The 16,571-nt window shown below is 55.9% G+C and carries 14 protein-coding genes and 1 riboswitch; of the genes, 4 read left to right on the plus strand and 10 right to left on the minus strand.

Translation table 11 applies throughout. The features are described 5' to 3' along the window. The first annotated feature begins 7 nt into the window (after window positions 1–7). Both GOX21_RS19340 and GOX21_RS19345 read left to right on the plus strand, forming a co-directional pair. Window positions 8–1,516, plus strand: a complete 1,509-nt coding sequence (locus tag GOX21_RS19340; protein WP_170379504.1) for a tripartite tricarboxylate transporter permease — start codon at window positions 8–10, stop codon at window positions 1,514–1,516. 23 nt (window positions 1,517–1,539) lie between these two features. After that, on the plus strand, window positions 1,540–3,342 hold the full coding sequence (locus GOX21_RS19345) for a metallophosphoesterase family protein (RefSeq protein ID WP_170379502.1): 1,803 nt from the start codon (window positions 1,540–1,542) through the stop codon (window positions 3,340–3,342). Window positions 3,343–3,533: 191 nt separating this feature from the next. Here GOX21_RS19345 and GOX21_RS19350 read toward each other — a convergent pair whose 3' ends face one another. From GOX21_RS19350 to GOX21_RS19395, 10 genes are all read right to left on the minus strand, one after another. After that, window positions 3,534–4,931 carry an aldehyde dehydrogenase family protein gene (locus GOX21_RS19350; RefSeq protein ID WP_170379500.1) on the minus strand — a complete coding sequence of 466 codons (1,398 nt, stop codon included), beginning with the start codon at window positions 4,929–4,931 and terminating at the stop codon, window positions 3,534–3,536. After that, the gene (locus tag GOX21_RS19355) at window positions 4,928–6,589 is read right to left on the minus strand and encodes an acetolactate synthase large subunit (protein WP_170379498.1); all 1,662 of its coding nucleotides are present in this window, start codon (window positions 6,587–6,589) and stop codon (window positions 4,928–4,930) included. Before GOX21_RS19355 ends, GOX21_RS19350 begins: the two co-directional genes overlap by 4 nt. A 53-nt stretch (window positions 6,590–6,642) precedes the next feature. Beyond that, window positions 6,643–8,157 (minus strand): FMN-binding glutamate synthase family protein, encoded by a 1,515-nt coding sequence (locus GOX21_RS19360; protein ID WP_438826475.1) that lies wholly within the window; start codon window positions 8,155–8,157, stop codon window positions 6,643–6,645. Between the two features lie 273 nt (window positions 8,158–8,430). Beyond that, on the minus strand, window positions 8,431–9,444 hold the full coding sequence (locus GOX21_RS19365) for a FecCD family ABC transporter permease (RefSeq protein WP_170379496.1): 1,014 nt from the start codon (window positions 9,442–9,444) through the stop codon (window positions 8,431–8,433). 1 nt (window position 9,445) lies between these two features. Then, the gene (locus GOX21_RS19370; protein WP_170379494.1) at window positions 9,446–10,393 is read right to left on the minus strand and encodes an ABC transporter substrate-binding protein; all 948 of its coding nucleotides are present in this window, start codon (window positions 10,391–10,393) and stop codon (window positions 9,446–9,448) included. Window positions 10,394–10,411: 18 nt separating this feature from the next. Then, on the minus strand, window positions 10,412–11,197 hold the full coding sequence (locus tag GOX21_RS19375) for an ABC transporter ATP-binding protein (RefSeq protein ID WP_170379492.1): 786 nt from the start codon (window positions 11,195–11,197) through the stop codon (window positions 10,412–10,414). Beyond that, window positions 11,194–11,550, minus strand: a complete 357-nt coding sequence (locus tag GOX21_RS19380; protein WP_254428627.1) for a DUF1636 family protein — start codon at window positions 11,548–11,550, stop codon at window positions 11,194–11,196. Before GOX21_RS19380 ends, GOX21_RS19375 begins: the two co-directional genes overlap by 4 nt. 102 nt (window positions 11,551–11,652) lie before the next feature. Continuing rightward, a riboswitch (cobalamin riboswitch) is annotated at window positions 11,653–11,859 on the minus strand. A 165-nt stretch (window positions 11,860–12,024) separates the two neighbouring features. Further along, window positions 12,025–12,297 (minus strand): DUF6525 family protein, encoded by a 273-nt coding sequence (locus GOX21_RS19385; protein ID WP_170362608.1) that lies wholly within the window; start codon window positions 12,295–12,297, stop codon window positions 12,025–12,027. Then, window positions 12,294–12,929, minus strand: coding sequence for a DUF1826 domain-containing protein (locus GOX21_RS19390; protein WP_170379491.1), 636 nt, complete (start codon window positions 12,927–12,929; stop codon window positions 12,294–12,296). Before GOX21_RS19390 ends, GOX21_RS19385 begins: the two co-directional genes overlap by 4 nt. Beyond that, window positions 12,926–14,137, minus strand: a complete 1,212-nt coding sequence (locus GOX21_RS19395; RefSeq protein WP_170379489.1) for a GTP-binding protein — start codon at window positions 14,135–14,137, stop codon at window positions 12,926–12,928. The genes GOX21_RS19390 and GOX21_RS19395 overlap by 4 nt, the downstream gene beginning before the upstream one ends. A 104-nt stretch (window positions 14,138–14,241) precedes the next feature. On the opposite strand from GOX21_RS19395, the gene GOX21_RS19400 reads away from it, so the two are divergent. Both GOX21_RS19400 and GOX21_RS19405 read left to right on the plus strand, forming a co-directional pair. Further along, window positions 14,242–14,646, plus strand: coding sequence for an RrF2 family transcriptional regulator (locus GOX21_RS19400; RefSeq protein ID WP_170351190.1), 405 nt, complete (start codon window positions 14,242–14,244; stop codon window positions 14,644–14,646). 232 nt (window positions 14,647–14,878) lie between these two features. Next, window positions 14,879–15,964 carry a polyamine ABC transporter substrate-binding protein gene (locus tag GOX21_RS19405; RefSeq protein ID WP_170362611.1) on the plus strand — a complete coding sequence of 362 codons (1,086 nt, stop codon included), beginning with the start codon at window positions 14,879–14,881 and terminating at the stop codon, window positions 15,962–15,964. Window positions 15,965–16,571: the final 607 nt, after the last annotated feature.

Consider the following 16,571-nt stretch of genomic DNA (forward strand, 5'->3'; position numbering starts at 1 on the left):
GCTGAGCATGATTGAGAATATTTCCACTGCCTTTCAGCTTTTCCTGAGCTTCGAAAACATTCTGGTGATCGGCATCGGCGTTCTGATTGGAACCATCATCGGTGCGATACCGGGGATGACGACGCCAATGGGCGTAGCTCTGGCGCTGCCGTTTACGTTCACCATGCAGCCAGTGACCGGCATCCTGCTGCTGCTTGGAGTGTATAAGGGCGGACTTTATGGCGGGTCTTTGACGGCGATCCTCATCAAGACACCCGGAACCCCGGCGGCGTCCTGTACCATTTTGGATGGTTATCCGCTGGCACAGAAGGGGCAAGCACGAAAGGCGTTGGACATAGCGCTTTATGCATCTTGTGTGGCTGATCTGATCTCGAACATAGCGCTGATCATGTTCGCTGGTTTTCTGGCGACATTCGCATTGCGTTTTGGTCCACCGGAGTTTTTCACGCTGATCGTTTTTTCTTTGACAATCATCGCAGGTGTTGCAGGACCCAGCTTGACCAAAGGTATCTTGTCTGCGTGCCTGGGTTTGATGTTGGCCACTGTCGGGCTTGATCTGATCTATGGCACGAACCGGTTCATCTTTGGAAACTACGAGCTGATGTCCGGTCTGAACTTTATTCCTGTTCTGATCGGCCTGTTCGCCATCCCCGAAATCTTGGATCGCGCGACGCGGCGCGCAAGGCCTCCCGGGGCACAGCGTCAGGAATTGGGGAGTGGTGCAAGCTTTGCCGATTTCCGCAAGACGCTGAAATCGGTGGTCCGTGGGAGTTTCATCGGTGTGATATTGGGGGCAATTCCTGGCATCGGCGGTGCTCCGGCCGCCTTTCTGAGCTATAGCGAAGCACGCAGAAACTCGAAAAACCCCGAAAACTTCGGCAAGGGTGAGCCTGAAGGCGTCGCTGCGGCCGAGGCTGGGAACAATGGTGTAGCCGGGGCGACAATGATCCCGCTGCTGGCTTTGGGCGTACCCGGTGACGTGATCACGGCGGTAATTCTGGGCGCATTCATGATCCATGGATTGCGTCCGGGCCCCATTCTTTTCGCGGAAAACCTGCCAATGATCTATGCGCTGTTCATGGGTATCCTGCTTAGCTCGGCCTATTTGTTCATCGTGGGCAAGGTCGCGATCAAGACCTTCAGCCGCGTCGCGCTAATCCCGAACCGCATTCTGTACCCGATCGTGTTTACACTGTGTGTTTATGGTGCCTATGCGGTGAACAACAACCTGTTCGATATCTTGGTAATGCTGTGCATGGGTCTTGTTGGATTCGCCATGATGCGGCTTGATATCCCGGTCGCGCCGTTTTTGATCGCTTTCGTTCTAGGACCGCTTCTTGAGGACAACTTCCGTCAATCACTGTTGTTGTCTGATGGGAGTCTTTCAATTTTTGTCAGAAACGCGATTTGCTGGTTGTTCTGGCTGCTGACAGCGTTGTCGATCTTTGTACTGATCCGATCCCGCATTCGTGCCTCACGCACAGGGCAGGCATCGGTTCTGACCACTGGCGGATAATCCCGAGATACAAGGAAGACATCATGGTTAATACGGGAAAGGCCGGTCTGGGCCGCTTTGTCTACAGCTTTGCGGTGATCTCGGACACCCATGTCAATCCAGACGAAGATCGCTGCAACTCGCCCTTTCCCGTGAACGCCCGCGCCAATCGCCGGTTTCGCTTTGTAGTCGCAGATATCAACCGCAGAGAGGTGGACTTTGTTGTCCACCTCGGTGATCTGCTTCACCCCGTGCCTGAGACTGGAGAGCTGTTTGCGCAGGCCGCCGAAGCTTACCGCGCAATTGTGTCGGACCTGACGATGCCAATCCATGTGCTGCCGGGAAACCACGATATCGGCGACACGCCAATTAGTGGCGGGCCAGCAAGCCCCACCACGCCCAAAATGATCGAAGCGTGGGAAAAGGAGTTTGGCGCCCAATACCACAGCTTCGAAAAGGGTGGGGTGCGTTTTCTTCTGCTGAACGCGCAATTGATCAATTCCGGGCTGCAGGATGAAGCGGATCAAAGACGTTGGGTTGATAACGAGCTTGCCGCGGCGCAAGGGCAACGGGTCATGCTCATGCTGCACCATCCGGCCTATCTGTGTTATCCCGACGAACTTGATCACTATGACAATACTGATCAGCCGGGTAGGGGATGGCTGTTGGGGCTGCTCGAAAAGCATGGAATCGAGGCCATGTTTTCAGGTCACGCTCACAACTTCTGGTACGATCGTTATAGCGAGACGGATTATTACCTAGCGCCAGCGACCAGCTTTGTCCGGCAGGACTATTCAGAAATGCTGAGGGCAATTCCACCGGAAGGCAGTGAATTCGGTCGCAATGACGCTGCGAAACTGGGCTATTTTTTGGTGAGTGTTTATGAAAACGGCCACGTCACGAAGTTTGTGCGTACCAACGGAGCAGAGCTGGCACCCGGTGAAAAACCAACCGGCGATCTGCAGCCTTTGGCCCCTGACCCGAGGGAAAACACCCGGCCACTGATAGGCTTTGACCTTCGTAAGAATTGGGCGGAGATATCAGAGGTGCCTCCCAGCGGTGGCTTGGACGAATTCGATCGCAAACCGGTTCGCAATGACTATCATCTTCTGGCGCTGCAAGAGATGGGCATCCGGGACGTGCGTCTCCCTCTGCATGATCTTCTGGACCCTGTGCGCCGCGCCCGGATCGGCCTTCTGAAACATCTTGGATTTCGCATCACGCTGTTTGGTTACAGTATTCCTGAAAACCACCTGAATTTGATCGCGTCCGTCGCTGACAACTTGTTTGATTGGGAGATCACGTTGAATTGGCGCGACGTGGAGGGATCTGTTGATGCGCTGTCTAAGGCATACGAAAAAACCGGTTTGCCGATCTACATTTCCCGGATGCGCACGAAAGAGGATATCAAAGCTGATGGTACGTATTTTCATGTGATAAATCACGGGTTCGATACACAGGACAGGCACCAGATAGAAATTCTCGCGACCCTTCCGAATTCCTGCGGACTTGCGGGTGCTGTGTTCCGGCTGGGCAACACCGAGCCGGTTGCGGATAGATTAGAAGCCGCAGATCGGGTGGTTACACCCCACGGCTTGAAAGCATCGGTGCATCTGCGCGTCGCCGGAGACAACCCTGCCATTCCCCATAGGGATGATGACGCGACCAACGCCCGGGTCCTTGAGGCAATGGGAACCAGCGCAATGCTTAAAAACACGCGGGTGTTTTGCGATACCCTTGCCGATGTCGATCGTGGTTACTTTGTGCGCAACGGTGCGATTGATCGATACAATAACCCGCGCCCCCTTTTGGAAACTGTCCGCGCGCGTCATGTCGGCAATAAATGAACGCGTATACGGCTGGCAAAGCAGCTGCACTTATTCAAACCTAACTACCCTACGGGTCAAACAATAGGGCGCGTTAGTTGGACTGGCACTGAACCAATTCGAGCGTGCATTTTCAATTCAACCAACGCCCTCTGACCTGAAAGGGAGATACCTTGCGGTGAATGGAGCCAGAACCGGGATATACAGGGCCGTCACTTATCCTGAGGCAGCCGGATAATTGCCATTTTATCCTGTGTCATGTCGTGCATCGTGTATCTGATCCCGCCGGTGTTGTAACCGGATTGGCGGCGGCCTGCGAAGGGCATCCAGTCAACCCGAAAGGCCGTATGGTCATTGACCATGACCGCCGTGGCATCCAGCGTGCGTACCGCCGTCAGCGCGCGATCCAGTGACTGGGTGAAAACCGCAGACTGGAAGGCGAAAGGCAATGCGTTCGCGGCCTCAACTGCGCCATCGAAAGTGTCATAGCCATAAACACAGATAACGGGTCCGAAAATTTCCAGCGTCGAGACTTTGGCATCCGCCGGAGGGTTCAGCAATACGGTGGGCGCGTAGGTTGTCGGCCCCAACCGTTTACCGCCGGTCAGAATGCGCGCGCCGCCAGCGATTGCCTCGTCTACCCATGCTGCAACCCTGTCAACTTCGCCCGGACGGATCAGTGGACCGCAATCAACCGTTTCATCAGTGGCGTTTCCAACCTTTAGCTGAGATGCAGCCTCGGCCAGCCGCGTGGCGACCTCTTCGGCCATATCCATTGGCGCAAAGACCCGCTGTGTCGAAACGCAGACCTGCCCGGAATGGTAAAACCCGCCCTTCGACAAAACCGGGATCATTGCGTCCAGATCGGCATCGGTGTCCACAATCACCGGTGCGGCACCGCCATGTTCCAATGCGCAGCGTGTACCCGGTGCCAGTTTGGATCGCAGCATCCACCCCACACGGGCTGATCCGATGAAGGTAAAGAAAGCCGTGCGCGGGTCGGTGATCAACTGTTCCGCCACTGCATTGTCGCAGGCTACAAAATGACAGAAATCCTGCGGCAGGCCAGCCTCGTGCAGCATGTCGACAAAGACCTTGCAGGACAGAGGCGTGTCGAGGGCCGGCTTCACCAGCACCGGGCACCCGGTTGCCACAGCAGGGGCGACCTGATGCACAATCAGGTTCAGCGGGTGATTGAACGCGCTGGCGGCCACAACCACCCCGATGGGTTCGCGGGTCGTAAATGCCAAGCGCCCGGCTCCGGCGGCGGTCAGGTCCATCGGGATTTCCCGCCCGGACATCTGCCCGATCTCGTGGATGCACAAACCCACCCCATCTATGGCGCGCGTCACCTCGACCCGCGCATCAATCAAGGGTTTGCCACCTTCATCGGCGATCAGATGCGCCAATTCGTCGAACCGGGCCCGCATCAGAGCAGCGGTTTTTTCCAGAATTTCAATCCGATGATAAGCGGGCAACCACGCGGACCTGTCCCGAAACAGAGAGTGAGCACGATCCAGCATCGGCTCGACCTCGTCCCATGTTCGCAGGTCAATCGCGCCTATTTTCTCAAGGCTGAATGGGTTCACGACGTCCAGGCTGGTACTCATATCAGGCATACCTTGGCTTCCAGTTCTTCGATCAGGACGCGCTGGTTTTCGCTGTAATCGACAGGTACGTCGATCAGATGCACGCCACCCGATGCAAAGGCGGCCTCGAATGTCGGAACCAAGTCTTCGGTGCGTTCGACGCGGTGGCCGGTTGCGCCATAGCTGTTGGCGTATTGCACAAAATCGGGATTGTTGAATTCCAACCCCCAATCGTCAAACCCTGCATGAGCCTGTTTCCAGCGGATCATTCCGTAAGAGCTGTCATTCAGCACGGTCACCACCAGATTCAACCCCAGCCGCACGGCGGTTTCCAGCTCCTGACTGTTCATCATGAATCCACCATCGCCACAGATCGCCATGACCCGGCGGCCAGGATACTGCATCGCCGCCATCATCGCCGAGGGCAATCCCGCCCCCATCGTCGCCAGCGCGTTGTCCAGCAGCACGGTGTTGGGCTCATAAGCTTTATAGTTTCGGGCATACCAGATCTTGTAGATGCCGTTGTCCAGCGCGATTATGTCGCTGTCACCCATCACCTTGCGGGTGTCGGCAACGATACGCTGCGGGATGATCGGAAAGCGCGGATCATCGGCCCCTTCGGATGTGTGTTTTTCCGTCTCCTCGCGTACAAGCCGGAAATAGCTGTCATCAAACTCCAGCGGACCGTCGAGGATTTCGGCCAGGCGCGTGATTGATTTGGCCAGATCACCGACAACTTCGATCTGCGGGAAATAGACCTGATCAACCTGCGCCGCCTTGTAGTTCACATGAATGACCTTGGTGCCGCCCTCTTCCATAAAGAAAGGAGGCTTTTCCACGACATCATGGCCGACATTGATGATCAGGTCGGCCCGGTCGATGGCGCAGTGCAGATAGTCGCCGTCGCTTAACGCGGCCGTTCCCATGAACAGCTCAGACCGTTCATCAATGACACCTTTGCCCATTTGTGTGTCAAAGAACGGGATCTGAGTGTCAGCCACAAACCGGCTGAGCGCTTTGCGCGCGTCCTTGCGATTGGCCCCGGCCCCCAGCAAAAGCAGGGGCATCTTTGCTGATCGGATCAGTTCAGAGGCTTCCTGCAAAACCGTATGATCCGCCACAGCATAGTGGCGCGGATGAGGCTGCAGAACTGGTGCATCGGTGGCTTCAGCCGCAATATCTTCTGGCAGTTCCAGCAATACCGCGCCGGGGCGCTCTTCCTCGGCCACGCGGAACGCCTCGCGGATCAGGGCAGGGATCGTGTTGCCATGCACGATCTGCTTAGACATCTTGCAGATCGGGTCAAACAGACCGACCACATCGATGATCTGGAATTGCCCCTGTTTGGATTTCTTGATCGGCTTTTGCCCGGTGATCATAATCAGGGGCATCCCCCCCAAATGGGCATATGCAGCCGGAGTTGCGAAGTTTGTCGCCCCCGGTCCCAGCGTCGCCATGCAGACACCTGCCTTGCCGGTCAAACGGCCATAGGTGGCCGCCATAAAGGCCGCGCCCTGTTCGTGGCGCGTCAACACCAATTCGATGGATGACGTGCGCAAGGATTCAAGAACATCAAGGTTTTCTTCGCCAGGCACAGCAAAAACCCGGGTGACCCCTTCGGCTTCGAGGGCGGCAACAAGCAGGTCAGAGGCTTTGGTCGGAGTAGATTTGGCAGACATGGAAACACTCACCTAAATGGGGTTTGAAGGGAACTATAGACAGCAATTGCGGGTTATTCAGCCGCCGCCACATGTTGCGGTTCGGGATAAAGCTCGCTCATCGGTAAAGAGCGGCCGTTTTCCAATACCAACCGCGCGTGGTGTCGCCTGAGAAGTCGGGGTTCAGCCACACCGCAGCTATGGGCGATAATGCCGATCTCTTTCTTCATGTTCATTGCATAGCTGGCCACGCGTTCCGATTTATTGGCCGGGTCCAACCCAAATTGCAGCTTGCGATTGTGAGTGGTGATCCCGGTTGGGCAAGTGTTTTTGTTGCACTGCAATGCCTGAATGCAGCCCAGGGCAAACATGAACCCGCGGGCCGAGTTGACAAAATCGGCCCCTGCGCAATAGGCCCAGGCCACTTCGGACGGGTTGATCATCTTGCCGCTGGCGCAGACCTTGACCCGGTCGCGCAGACCATGCGCGTTCAGCACATCAATGACCAGAGGCAAGCTTTCGCGTATCGGCATCCCCATATTGTCGATCAGGCTCATGGGGGCTGCGCCTGTGCCACCATCGGCGCTGTCGATGGTCACGAAATCCGGGGCGCTTTCAACACCGCGCCGCAGAATTGCAGCACAGAGGTCTTCAAAGAATCCTTGCGCGCCGATCACCGCCTTGAAGCCCACCGGCTTGCCAGTAACTTCCCGCACAAAGGCGATCATGTCCAGCAGATCGTTAACGCTGTCGATATCAGGATGCCGGTTCGGGCTGATCGCGTCCTGCCCGGGTTCGATCCCCCGGATTTCGGCAATCTCTTTGGTGACTTTGACGCCGGGCAGAATACCGCCTTTGCCGGGTTTTGCCCCCTGGCTTAATTTGATCTCGAACATCTTGACGGCATCATGCGCCGCAACCTCGCGCAGCTTGTCCTCGTCAAACCCGCCTTCGGGTTTACGAACGCCGAATTTGCCGGTTCCGATCTGAAAGACGATGTCGGCGCCGCCTTCCAGATGATATGGCGACAGCCCGCCTTCGCCCGTGTTCATCCAGATTCCCGCTTTTTTTGCATCCAAAGACAGGGCACGCACCGCCGGGATTGAGATGGCTCCATAACTCATGCCCGAGATGTTGAAAATCGAACTGGTCTTATAGGGATGACGCGCAAAAGGTCCGATTTCGACCTCGGCGGGTTCCTCGGCGTCTTTCTCCAGCGTTGGAAATGGACAGTTGGCGAAGAACACAGTTCCCGACGGCTTCAAATCCCGGCTTGATCCGAAGGCGACAGTGGAATCCACATCCTTGGCCGCCCGGTAAACCCAGGATCGTTCCGCCCGGTTGAACGGCATCTCCTCTCGGTCCAGTGCAAAGAAATACTGCCGCAGAAACTCACCGACATGTTCGAACCCGTAACGGAACCGCGCAATGACCGGGTAGTTGCGGCGCAGCGTGCTTTCGGTTTGCGTCCGGTCGCGAACATATAAAACCACAACCCAAAGCGCCGCCAGGCCGACACAAAGGACAAAAGAGTACGTAAGTATTTCAAGCAATTGAAAGGCTGCTCCTGAAAACTCTGCCATATTCATGTCGAAGCGGGCTCCCGTAGTTGTTTCACTGACCTGCTTTGCCGCTAGGTAACCTCACGCGGCGTTCACAACACTTAAAGACGCCGATCCGAGTGAACTAGTAAGCCTGCGCGCGATTTGGATCACACCCGCTGACAAGCGCGAGACAGAATTTTCCGTATCTGTGAGGTCATTGAAACAAATTGGATTGTTGGTGGAAAAATGCGCATCCCTCAGCAGGCCGGGCAAAAGCTTTAATCTTGCCCGGGTCGGTTGGTCGGCGGCCTTAAAAAGCTACCTCTGGCTTCTCGATGTTCTGAACAGAAGCAGGAACACGAAAACGGAACCAATCGAGGTGGTAACGATCCCAACGGGCAGTTCTTGCGGAGCCAGCAAAAGGCGGCTGAGAATATCTGAACCTGTCAGCAAGGCTGCCCCGACAATCGCTGCGGTGGGTAATAGATGCCGGTGCAACGGCCCTGCGATCCCACGGGCGATATGAGGGACCATCAAGCCGACGAAACCGATCACGCCAGCCACCGAGACGAACACAGCTGTTGCGAGGGCCGCGACAAAGAACATGCTGAACCGTAGCCCCTGCACCGGCACGCCCAGCGTTGCAGCTGTCAGGTCTCCGGTCAGCAATGCGTCTAGCCAGCGGGCGCGATAGAGCGCGTAGGCCAGAATAAGCAGCAATCCGGCGCAGACCAGCGGGAACGTCTCCCACCGGGCTAGGCCCAGACCGCCCAGCATCCAGAAGATCACCGAATGCGCGGCGCGGCTGTCGCCTGCGAAAATCAGATAGTTGGTGATTGCAGAGAACAAGAAGGACACGGCGAGACCGGCCAGTATCAGTTTCTCGGGCGCGCTTGTACGCAACCCGTGAACCAGTGCCAGCACGATACCCGACGCCACAAGCCCTCCGCAAAACGCGGCCAGCGGTAAGGTCCAAAAACCCAGAATATCCCCGGTCACTGTGATGACGAACACGGCACCTGCCGCCGCGCCCGAGGACAGGCCAAACAAAAACGGGTCGGCCAAGTCGTTGCGTGTTGTGGTTTGCAAAACCACACCGACAATGCCCAAACCAGCCCCGATCACGGCCGCGAACAAGGCGCGCGGCAGGCGCAGGTCAAAGACGATCCGGTGCAGCGGTGACATCTCTCCTTCACTCAGCCCCGTTCCCAGCAGTATAGCCGTGACCGTGTCCGTGACAGGGATGGATGTTGTGCCATAGATGGTGGACATCAGTAAGAGGGCGGCCAATATGGCCGCCCCCAGCACAAGTGTCAGGCCCAGTCGGCCCATATCAGTTGAGGCCTGGATGCATGGCTTGAGCCATTTTCGAAATCGCTTCGATATTTGCCGGTCCGGGGGTCAATTCCTCGTACCGCAGACCGATCCAGCGCTCGTTTTTCACGGCTTCGGTCTGTGACATCACTGGATGTTCCTGTAGAAATTTGAACGTGTCCGCAGCGCCATTGCCTGTCTGATAATCAAGCAGCACAAGGAATTCCGGGTTTGCGGCGGCGACCGCCTCCCACGAGGTTCGACCCCAGCTTGTTTCCATGTCGTGGGTCACGTTTTCACCACCCGCGGCAGCAATCATAGCATCGGGGATGGCGAACTTACCTGCGGTGAAGGGTGCGTCCGCCGGGCCGTCGAGCAAGAAAACGCGGGGTTTCGCCAGGTCGGCAGTCTGCGCTTCGATCGCTGAGAGTTCGTCTTTCCAGCCCGTGACCAGCGCCTCGGCCTTGTCTTCGACGTGCATGACCTGACCCAGGCGCAGGACGTCATTGAACAGCAGGTCCATGCTGGCTTCGGGGCGATCCTTGTCCAGATGCACACAGCTTTCGGTCAAGATCATGGTTTTGATACCAAAGGGCTCCAGCGTATCCGGGGTCACATCTCCGCCCGGTTTCATGCCGTAATACCAGCCAGCAAAAAACAGGTCGGGTTCCACGGCAACAAGGTTTTCGACAGTTGGGTATTTCGGTGCCAGTTCGGGGATATCACCGCGCAGGGTGTCGAATTCCGGGCTGGTTTTGTACCAGCCGGTGATGCCGGTCAGCCCGACGATCTTGTCCTGCAGGCCCAACGCGAAGGCCATATCGGTCATGTTCATGTCATGCACAACCAGACGCTCGGGCTGGGTTTCGAACACCAGCGGCGCTCCGCAGTTGTCGACGATGACCTCGTGGGCGGACGCACCGCCTGCCATGGCTGTGACCAGCGCCACGGACCAGATGTGTTTCATTGGGGAATGTTCCTTGGTTTAGGTTGAGATTGTGGATTTTCGGATATCCAGCGCTGGAATCACGCGGCCTTCGTGGTGAAAGCACAGGTATTCAACGCCAAAAGTATCGCGGACCCGCTCGGGGGTCAGCACTTCGGCCACGGGGCCAAATCCCGTGAGCCGCGTAGATTTCATCAGCGCCACGTGGGTGGCAAATTCCGGGATCATGACCAGATCATGGACAATCATCACAACCGTGATGCCCAGTTCGGCGACCAGAGACAGCATCCGACCCTTGGCATCCGGATCGAGATGGTTGGTCGGCTCATCCAGGAACAACAACGATGGGTTCTGTGCCAGTGCCCGGGCGATATGCGCGCGCTGACGTTCGCCCCCGGACAGTACCGTCATGCGCTTGTCTGCCAGCGCGCCAAGGTCGGTCAGCTCAAGGATTCTGTTCAGTTCTCTGGCATGTTCATCCGCCGAACGGTCGGCCCAGATCGGAATCTGGCCCATGGCAACATAGTCCCGCAGTAGCAACCTGCCATCCGGTTGTTCTTGCTGGCCCACAACAGCGATCATGCGGGCGCGTTCCATTGCGGGCATATGTTTCAGGCTGCGTTCCTTGACCAATACATTGCCCAATAAAATCTCAGCCGCCCCGCACAGAAGGTTCAAAAGCGTGGTTTTTCCCGCCCCATTTGGACCGGCAATTGCCAGTATCGCACCCTCGGCCAATTCAAACGAGACGCCTTGCAGAAGAACGTCACCATTGAGCGCATAATATTCGAGATCACGCGCAACCAGAAAAGATGAGGTCGTCATGATGGCTCCTCCAATTGAATTCGAGGCAAACGAGAAAGGGTTTTTGTAAACAGTGGTTGCGGCCGGTCCGTCGCGTTGGTCCAACCGTCTGCGAAGTTGCGGTACTGATGTGCGAATTCCGCCAGCGCGTCGACATCTTCTGCAGTTTCAATATCGCCGAACAGGTAGTGTGCTTTGCCGACAGCCTGAAATCCGACGGCCGTTGGTCGCGCGCAGCCCGCCATGCAGGTAACGGTGCGCACTGCGAACCCGGTTGGCAACCTGCCGATCAACGCATTGCGCATGACATCAACAGACAATGCGCCGGTACAGGTCGAGCAGATCAGAAGGAAATGGTCAGGTGTTTCCGGCAAAGTCCGCTCCGCTTGAAGCCAAGCGCGGACAGAAGGTGCCGATCATGTACACACGTTTCAGACGTGCCATCAAAGCCTCCTTCCAGGACGCCCCGCCCCGGGTTGGTTGAACATGTGATGGCAGGTCTCCTGACTTGCGGGTCGATGCTTGGCCATCCTTCCCGGCCCAATGACCAGTGGATTTTGGCGTCGCTCACCGCTTACAGTTGCGGGGGCAGTCACGGATTTGGCGCCAAAGTGGCGAACCGCACCGTATTCCCTTTTCATCCCTTGGGCGCACCATCGGGAACCATCTGGCCCTTGCTTGTCTTAGACTGGGGGCCATGTCAATCACGATTTGAAACAACAACTTTTCGATCGGAACTCAAACGCTCAGGGTTTCGAAGTCTGCCGCATGCGTTTTCGCTGCAAGTGCGGCACCCAGTGTCGCATGGGTCGCGACAGCATACTGTGTTAGAGGTGGCATTTTTTCCTTCATGTTTGAGAATTTAATTTGAAAACAGTCGATTGCCGGTCACGCGCGAGCGTTCGGGCTTCGGCCTGGCTGAGTGACACGAGCGTTTCTTCTGATGAAAGCCCCTTGGCCCGCGATTTTGACCAGATGCGGCGCGCGGATACCGGGGACCATGGCAATGCCGCTTCTGACAACCACTGTCGCAACGGGGCTGGAAGGCCGTCAAACACATCCATCGGATCGGTTGATCGATGCTTGCGGCGCAAGCTGCATTGCCCGAGGTTACGTCTCATGCTTCGGTTTCCGGATTTTCCACTGGGTCCAAAACCAAGACGAGACGGGATTCACTGGTACCTTCGATCGGAGGCGAGCGATGCACCACCCCTGACGATGGGCGCTCGGGCCAGAGTGTTCCCCGTAGCAGGATCGGAGCGCCGGTCTGAACGGTAAACACAAGCGCGGGATCCTTTCCATCAGTCGAGGTGCCGTATTGTGTTCCAGTGCCACGATAGGTGCAGACCAACCGGGCGGTGACAGCATCGGTATGAAATTTACGGCAAGCATTGGTGGTGACAACATCCAGCCGCAGCCGCAAGAAGTTGGCGTTCATCAGTTCACAGAAAATGTCGGCCAGAGAAGCGATATCATCTTGAAGCCACGCTCTTTCAGTCCCGTCAGGCATGCCGGAGATATCGCAGAGTTGCTCCACGGTCGTCTTAACGGCGCTTGGTGGAAGAATGACTCGCCCACTTGGCAAAACCTTGGGATCAAGTTGGTTAAGCCAGCTTTGCATATCCGGCGGGGTTCGCCGGCGCCAAATCAAAGCGGCACAGTTTGGCTGTGCAAAAGTGCGGAGTGCCGCCGGATCATCTGCGAAGCTCACACCGGTGACCTTGTCTTTCACGGGCTTTCTAACGAAGTTCATGCGGCATCCTCTGCCCGGCGCCAAATCGGGAAGGGGTCCGGCAAGTCCGGCAAATTGTCGGGCCCTGCCGCCGTAACTGCTGGAATAAGGCAATTGTCCAATCGTGCCTTCAAACTTTGCCAGTCGATCCCAGCACCGATGAAAACGATCTCTTGACGGCGGTCGCCCCACGGCTCTTGCCAGTGGGCCTGCATATAGGCGCGGGCGCTGTCATGTGCGGGGCGTCGCTCTTCGGGAACTGATGCCCACCAGGTGCCGAGTGGCTTGACGCTGGACAATGCACCGGCGAGTGAAAATTCAGCCACCCAGTCGGGGCGTGTCGAAATCCAAAAGTGGCCTTTGGCCCGGATCACCCCTGGCAGATCACCGTTGAGAACGTCCAAAATGCGTTCGGGAACGAACGGAAGTCGCGCCCGGTAAACGTATGACGCAACCCCGTATTCTTCAGTCTCAGGCACATGGTCGGCAAAGCCATACAGCTCCTTTGCCCACATCGGGTGTTCATGGGCTTGCTCGAAGTCAAACAGGCCGGTGTCCAGGATCTTTTCTGCGGCAACTTCCGAATGGTTGGTCTCGATGATCTCGGCATCTGCATTCAGACTGCGGATGATCTTGCGGGCCGCATCAACTTTTTCTGACCCCGCATCATCAACCTTGTTCAGGATCACCACATCAGAGAATTCTATTTGATCCGTAAGCAAGTGGACCAGAGTTCGCTCGTCTTCCTCTCCCATCGTTTCGCCTCGGTCTCGTAGGAAATCGTGGGACGAGAAATCGTTCAGCAAGTTCACCGCATCGACAACCGTTACCATGGTGTCAAGCCGCGCCACGTCGGACAAGCTGTCGCCAGCTTCATCCCGGAAATCGAAAGTTGCTGCAACAGGCAATGGTTCGGAAATGCCTGTGGATTCAATCAGCAGGTAGTCAAAACACCCTTCCGCAGCGAGGCGCCGGACTTCCTCCAAAAGATCGTCCCGAAGGGTACAACAGATGCAGCCATTCGACATTTCTACCAGAGTTTCATCCGTCCGGCTGAGTTCGGTATCGGCCCGTACCAGATCGGCGTCGATATTCACCTCGGACATATCATTGACGATAACCGCGACCCGACGCCCTTCGCGGTTGTTCAGGATTCGGTTCAAAAGGGTGGTCTTGCCCGCCCCTAAGAAGCCGGAAAGGACGGTGACAGGAAGTCGGGTATCTGACATGGGTTGCTCCGAATGGTGCCTTGAGAGTCACGTAACTTACGCAGTTACTAGACGAATGCAACAGTTATTGTTACGTGTGGTATCTGCTTGGAGAAGAACGACAAATGAAGCGCAATAGCCGCCTATCCCTCGCCCTGCACACGCTCGGCCACATGGCCGGAGATCCGAATCGTAAGCGTACATCTGCGGATATCGCCGAGCATTCAGGGACGAACCCGGTGGTGGTACGCCGCGTCTTGGGACGGCTTCGTGACGCGGGTCTGTTAACTTCGGAAAAAGGTCACGCAGGAGGGTGGAGTCTGGCACGCGAACCAGACAGCATAACCTTGGCGGATGTGTATCTTGCGTTGGACGAAAGTCTGATCGCCTCTGGCAGAGAAGACCATGCCCCCAAATGTTCAGTGGAACATGCGTTGCACCGTCGCGTTTCGAGTATCATGAAGGAGATTGAGCAAAGCCTAGTCGACCGTCTCGGCGAGACAACCATCTCCGAAGTCAGAGGCAAGTAATACCTGATCAAGTATCGCGGCAAGTTTCTCTTCATTCTCACCACATTGTTTGACGCTATGGGTGCAACATTCCTGTTGTTTAAGGGGTGCACCAACTGGGGTGGTGATATGTCCTTTGGTAAGGCTCAGCTTTAACTTCAGGCTTGTTGGATCTGCCTCATGACCATAAGACGGTTGGACCGCGTTTCTCACAGCCCACCGGGAACATGTTGCAAAGCCCTAGGAGTACACAATGAAATCAATATTGACGGCTGCGTCGATGACCTTACTTATCACAACCGCGCTGTACGCCGAGGAAAAGGTCTATGTTTACAATTGGGCTGACTATATCGACGAGGCTCTGCTGCAAAAATTCACCACCGAAACGGGGGTCGAAGTCGTCTACGATAACTTCGATTCCAATGACTTGCTTGAAACCAAAATGCTTGCAGGCAAGTCTGGTTATGACGTTGTGTTTCCCTCGGGCACGTTTTTGCAACGTCAGATAGAAGCCGGTGTCTTCCAACCGCTGGACAAAGCCCAACTGCCCAACTCGGTTAACCTGTGGGATGCTATCGAACAACGAACCGCGACCTTCGATCCGGAAAATAGCTACTCAGTAAACTATATGTGGGGTTCAACGGGCATTGCTGTGAATGTCGAAAAAGTTCGCGAGGCGCTTGGTGACGATATCCCACTGGATTCGATGGAGCTGCTGTTTAACCCGGATTACGTGTCCAAGCTGTCCGATTGTGGCGTGAATTTTCTGGATGCTCCTTCCGAGCTTATCCCCGCTGCCCTGACCTATATCGGAGAGGATCCGAATACGCGCGATCTCGATGTTATCGCCAAAGCTGAACCGGTTCTTAACGCGGTTCGTCCTTATGTCAGGAAATTCAATTCGACAGGCTATATCTCGGACCTTGCGACCGGTGAAGTGTGTGTTTCAATGGCCTGGTCAGGTGATGGCCTGCAAGCCCGAAGCCGGGCCGCCGAATCCGGAAGCGGGATTATAATTGAGTATAGCGCTTTCCGAGAAGGTTCGGGCATGTGGTTCGACCAGATCGCGATCCCTGCGGATGCCCCTCATCCGGAACTGGCCCATAAGTTCATCAACTTCCTGATGGAGCCAGAAAACGCGGCCGCAATTTCAAACTATGTTTGGTATGCAAACGGAAACCTTGCGTCGCAAGAGTTTCTGAACGAAGCGATTTTGAATGACCCGGGCCTCTATCCGTCTGAAGAAGGGATGAAGAACCTCTATATGAAGATGCCTTGGGACGCTGAGATGCAGCGTTTCGTGACGCGCATGTGGACGCGGGTTAAATCTGGCGTGTAGGTCGCCTTTTGACACTAACCTATTCGTCTAAGAAGCACAAAACGACTGATACGTGCAAAATGTTGGGGCTGGGAAAAGCTTACCTTGCCCCAATGCACTTTGCAGAAGGCCCCAGCCGGTGTCGTAGGTCGCAGTCTGTGCTTTTTTCACATTTGACCCCGGCTGACGACGCAATAAGACTTTGCTTCAAAGCGGAAACCAAGGGTTTGAAAAGGGATCGCGACCAAACAGCTAATTTGGGGCAGGAAAAGTCAGATGACGCCGAATGATGGCAGCGCGAGTACGTTAGAAAAAATCCTGTGCGCAATTGCCGTGGGTTTGGATCGGCAAGCAGAGACTTCGCCTGAATACCCAAATTCAAACCTCTCCAGCCCAGATTTCGGTTACCAGGTACGACAAAACCAGATTTGCGCAGTCGGTTGGTTGCTTTTTTTGTTTGGCGCAACACCGCGTAGAAGGCTGGGCCGACTTGTTCTGAAATCAATGCGGGATGTGGGTCTTGCAAAAGTCCCCCGTTGGAAATTGTCACAGGCAATTGACGATGCAGCGGGCTCGTTGAACGACCAATACCCAAATGTGGTGAACAAGGCGATTGTCGGCACGCCGG

Source organism: Ruegeria atlantica (assembly GCF_013032005.1).
In the GTDB taxonomy this organism is placed as follows: domain Bacteria; phylum Pseudomonadota; class Alphaproteobacteria; order Rhodobacterales; family Rhodobacteraceae; genus Ruegeria; species Ruegeria atlantica_A.

Bases quoted from the DNA above. Each gene is read 5' to 3' on its own strand.
- GOX21_RS19340 (WP_170379504.1), top strand. From the start codon at position 8: ATGATTGAGAATATTTCCACTGCCTTTCAGCTTTTCCTGAGCTTCGAA.
- GOX21_RS19370 (WP_170379494.1), bottom strand. From the start codon at position 10,393: ATGAAACACATCTGGTCCGTGGCGCTGGTCACAGCCATGGCAGGCGGT.
- GOX21_RS19355 (WP_170379498.1), bottom strand. From the start codon at position 6,589: ATGTCTGCCAAATCTACTCCGACCAAAGCCTCTGACCTGCTTGTTGCC.
- GOX21_RS19350 (WP_170379500.1), bottom strand. From the start codon at position 4,931: ATGAGTACCAGCCTGGACGTCGTGAACCCATTCAGCCTTGAGAAAATA.
- GOX21_RS19385 (WP_170362608.1), bottom strand. From the start codon at position 12,297: ATGAGACGTAACCTCGGGCAATGCAGCTTGCGCCGCAAGCATCGATCA.
- GOX21_RS19375 (WP_170379492.1), bottom strand. From the start codon at position 11,197: ATGACGACCTCATCTTTTCTGGTTGCGCGTGATCTCGAATATTATGCG.
- GOX21_RS19395 (WP_170379489.1), bottom strand. From the start codon at position 14,137: ATGTCAGATACCCGACTTCCTGTCACCGTCCTTTCCGGCTTCTTAGGG.
- GOX21_RS19390 (WP_170379491.1), bottom strand. From the start codon at position 12,929: ATGAACTTCGTTAGAAAGCCCGTGAAAGACAAGGTCACCGGTGTGAGC.
- GOX21_RS19345 (WP_170379502.1), top strand. From the start codon at position 1,540: ATGGTTAATACGGGAAAGGCCGGTCTGGGCCGCTTTGTCTACAGCTTT.
- GOX21_RS19365 (WP_170379496.1), bottom strand. From the start codon at position 9,444: ATGGGCCGACTGGGCCTGACACTTGTGCTGGGGGCGGCCATATTGGCC.
- GOX21_RS19360 (WP_438826475.1), bottom strand. From the start codon at position 8,157: ATGAATATGGCAGAGTTTTCAGGAGCAGCCTTTCAATTGCTTGAAATA.
- GOX21_RS19400 (WP_170351190.1), top strand. From the start codon at position 14,242: ATGAAGCGCAATAGCCGCCTATCCCTCGCCCTGCACACGCTCGGCCAC.
- GOX21_RS19405 (WP_170362611.1), top strand. From the start codon at position 14,879: ATGAAATCAATATTGACGGCTGCGTCGATGACCTTACTTATCACAACC.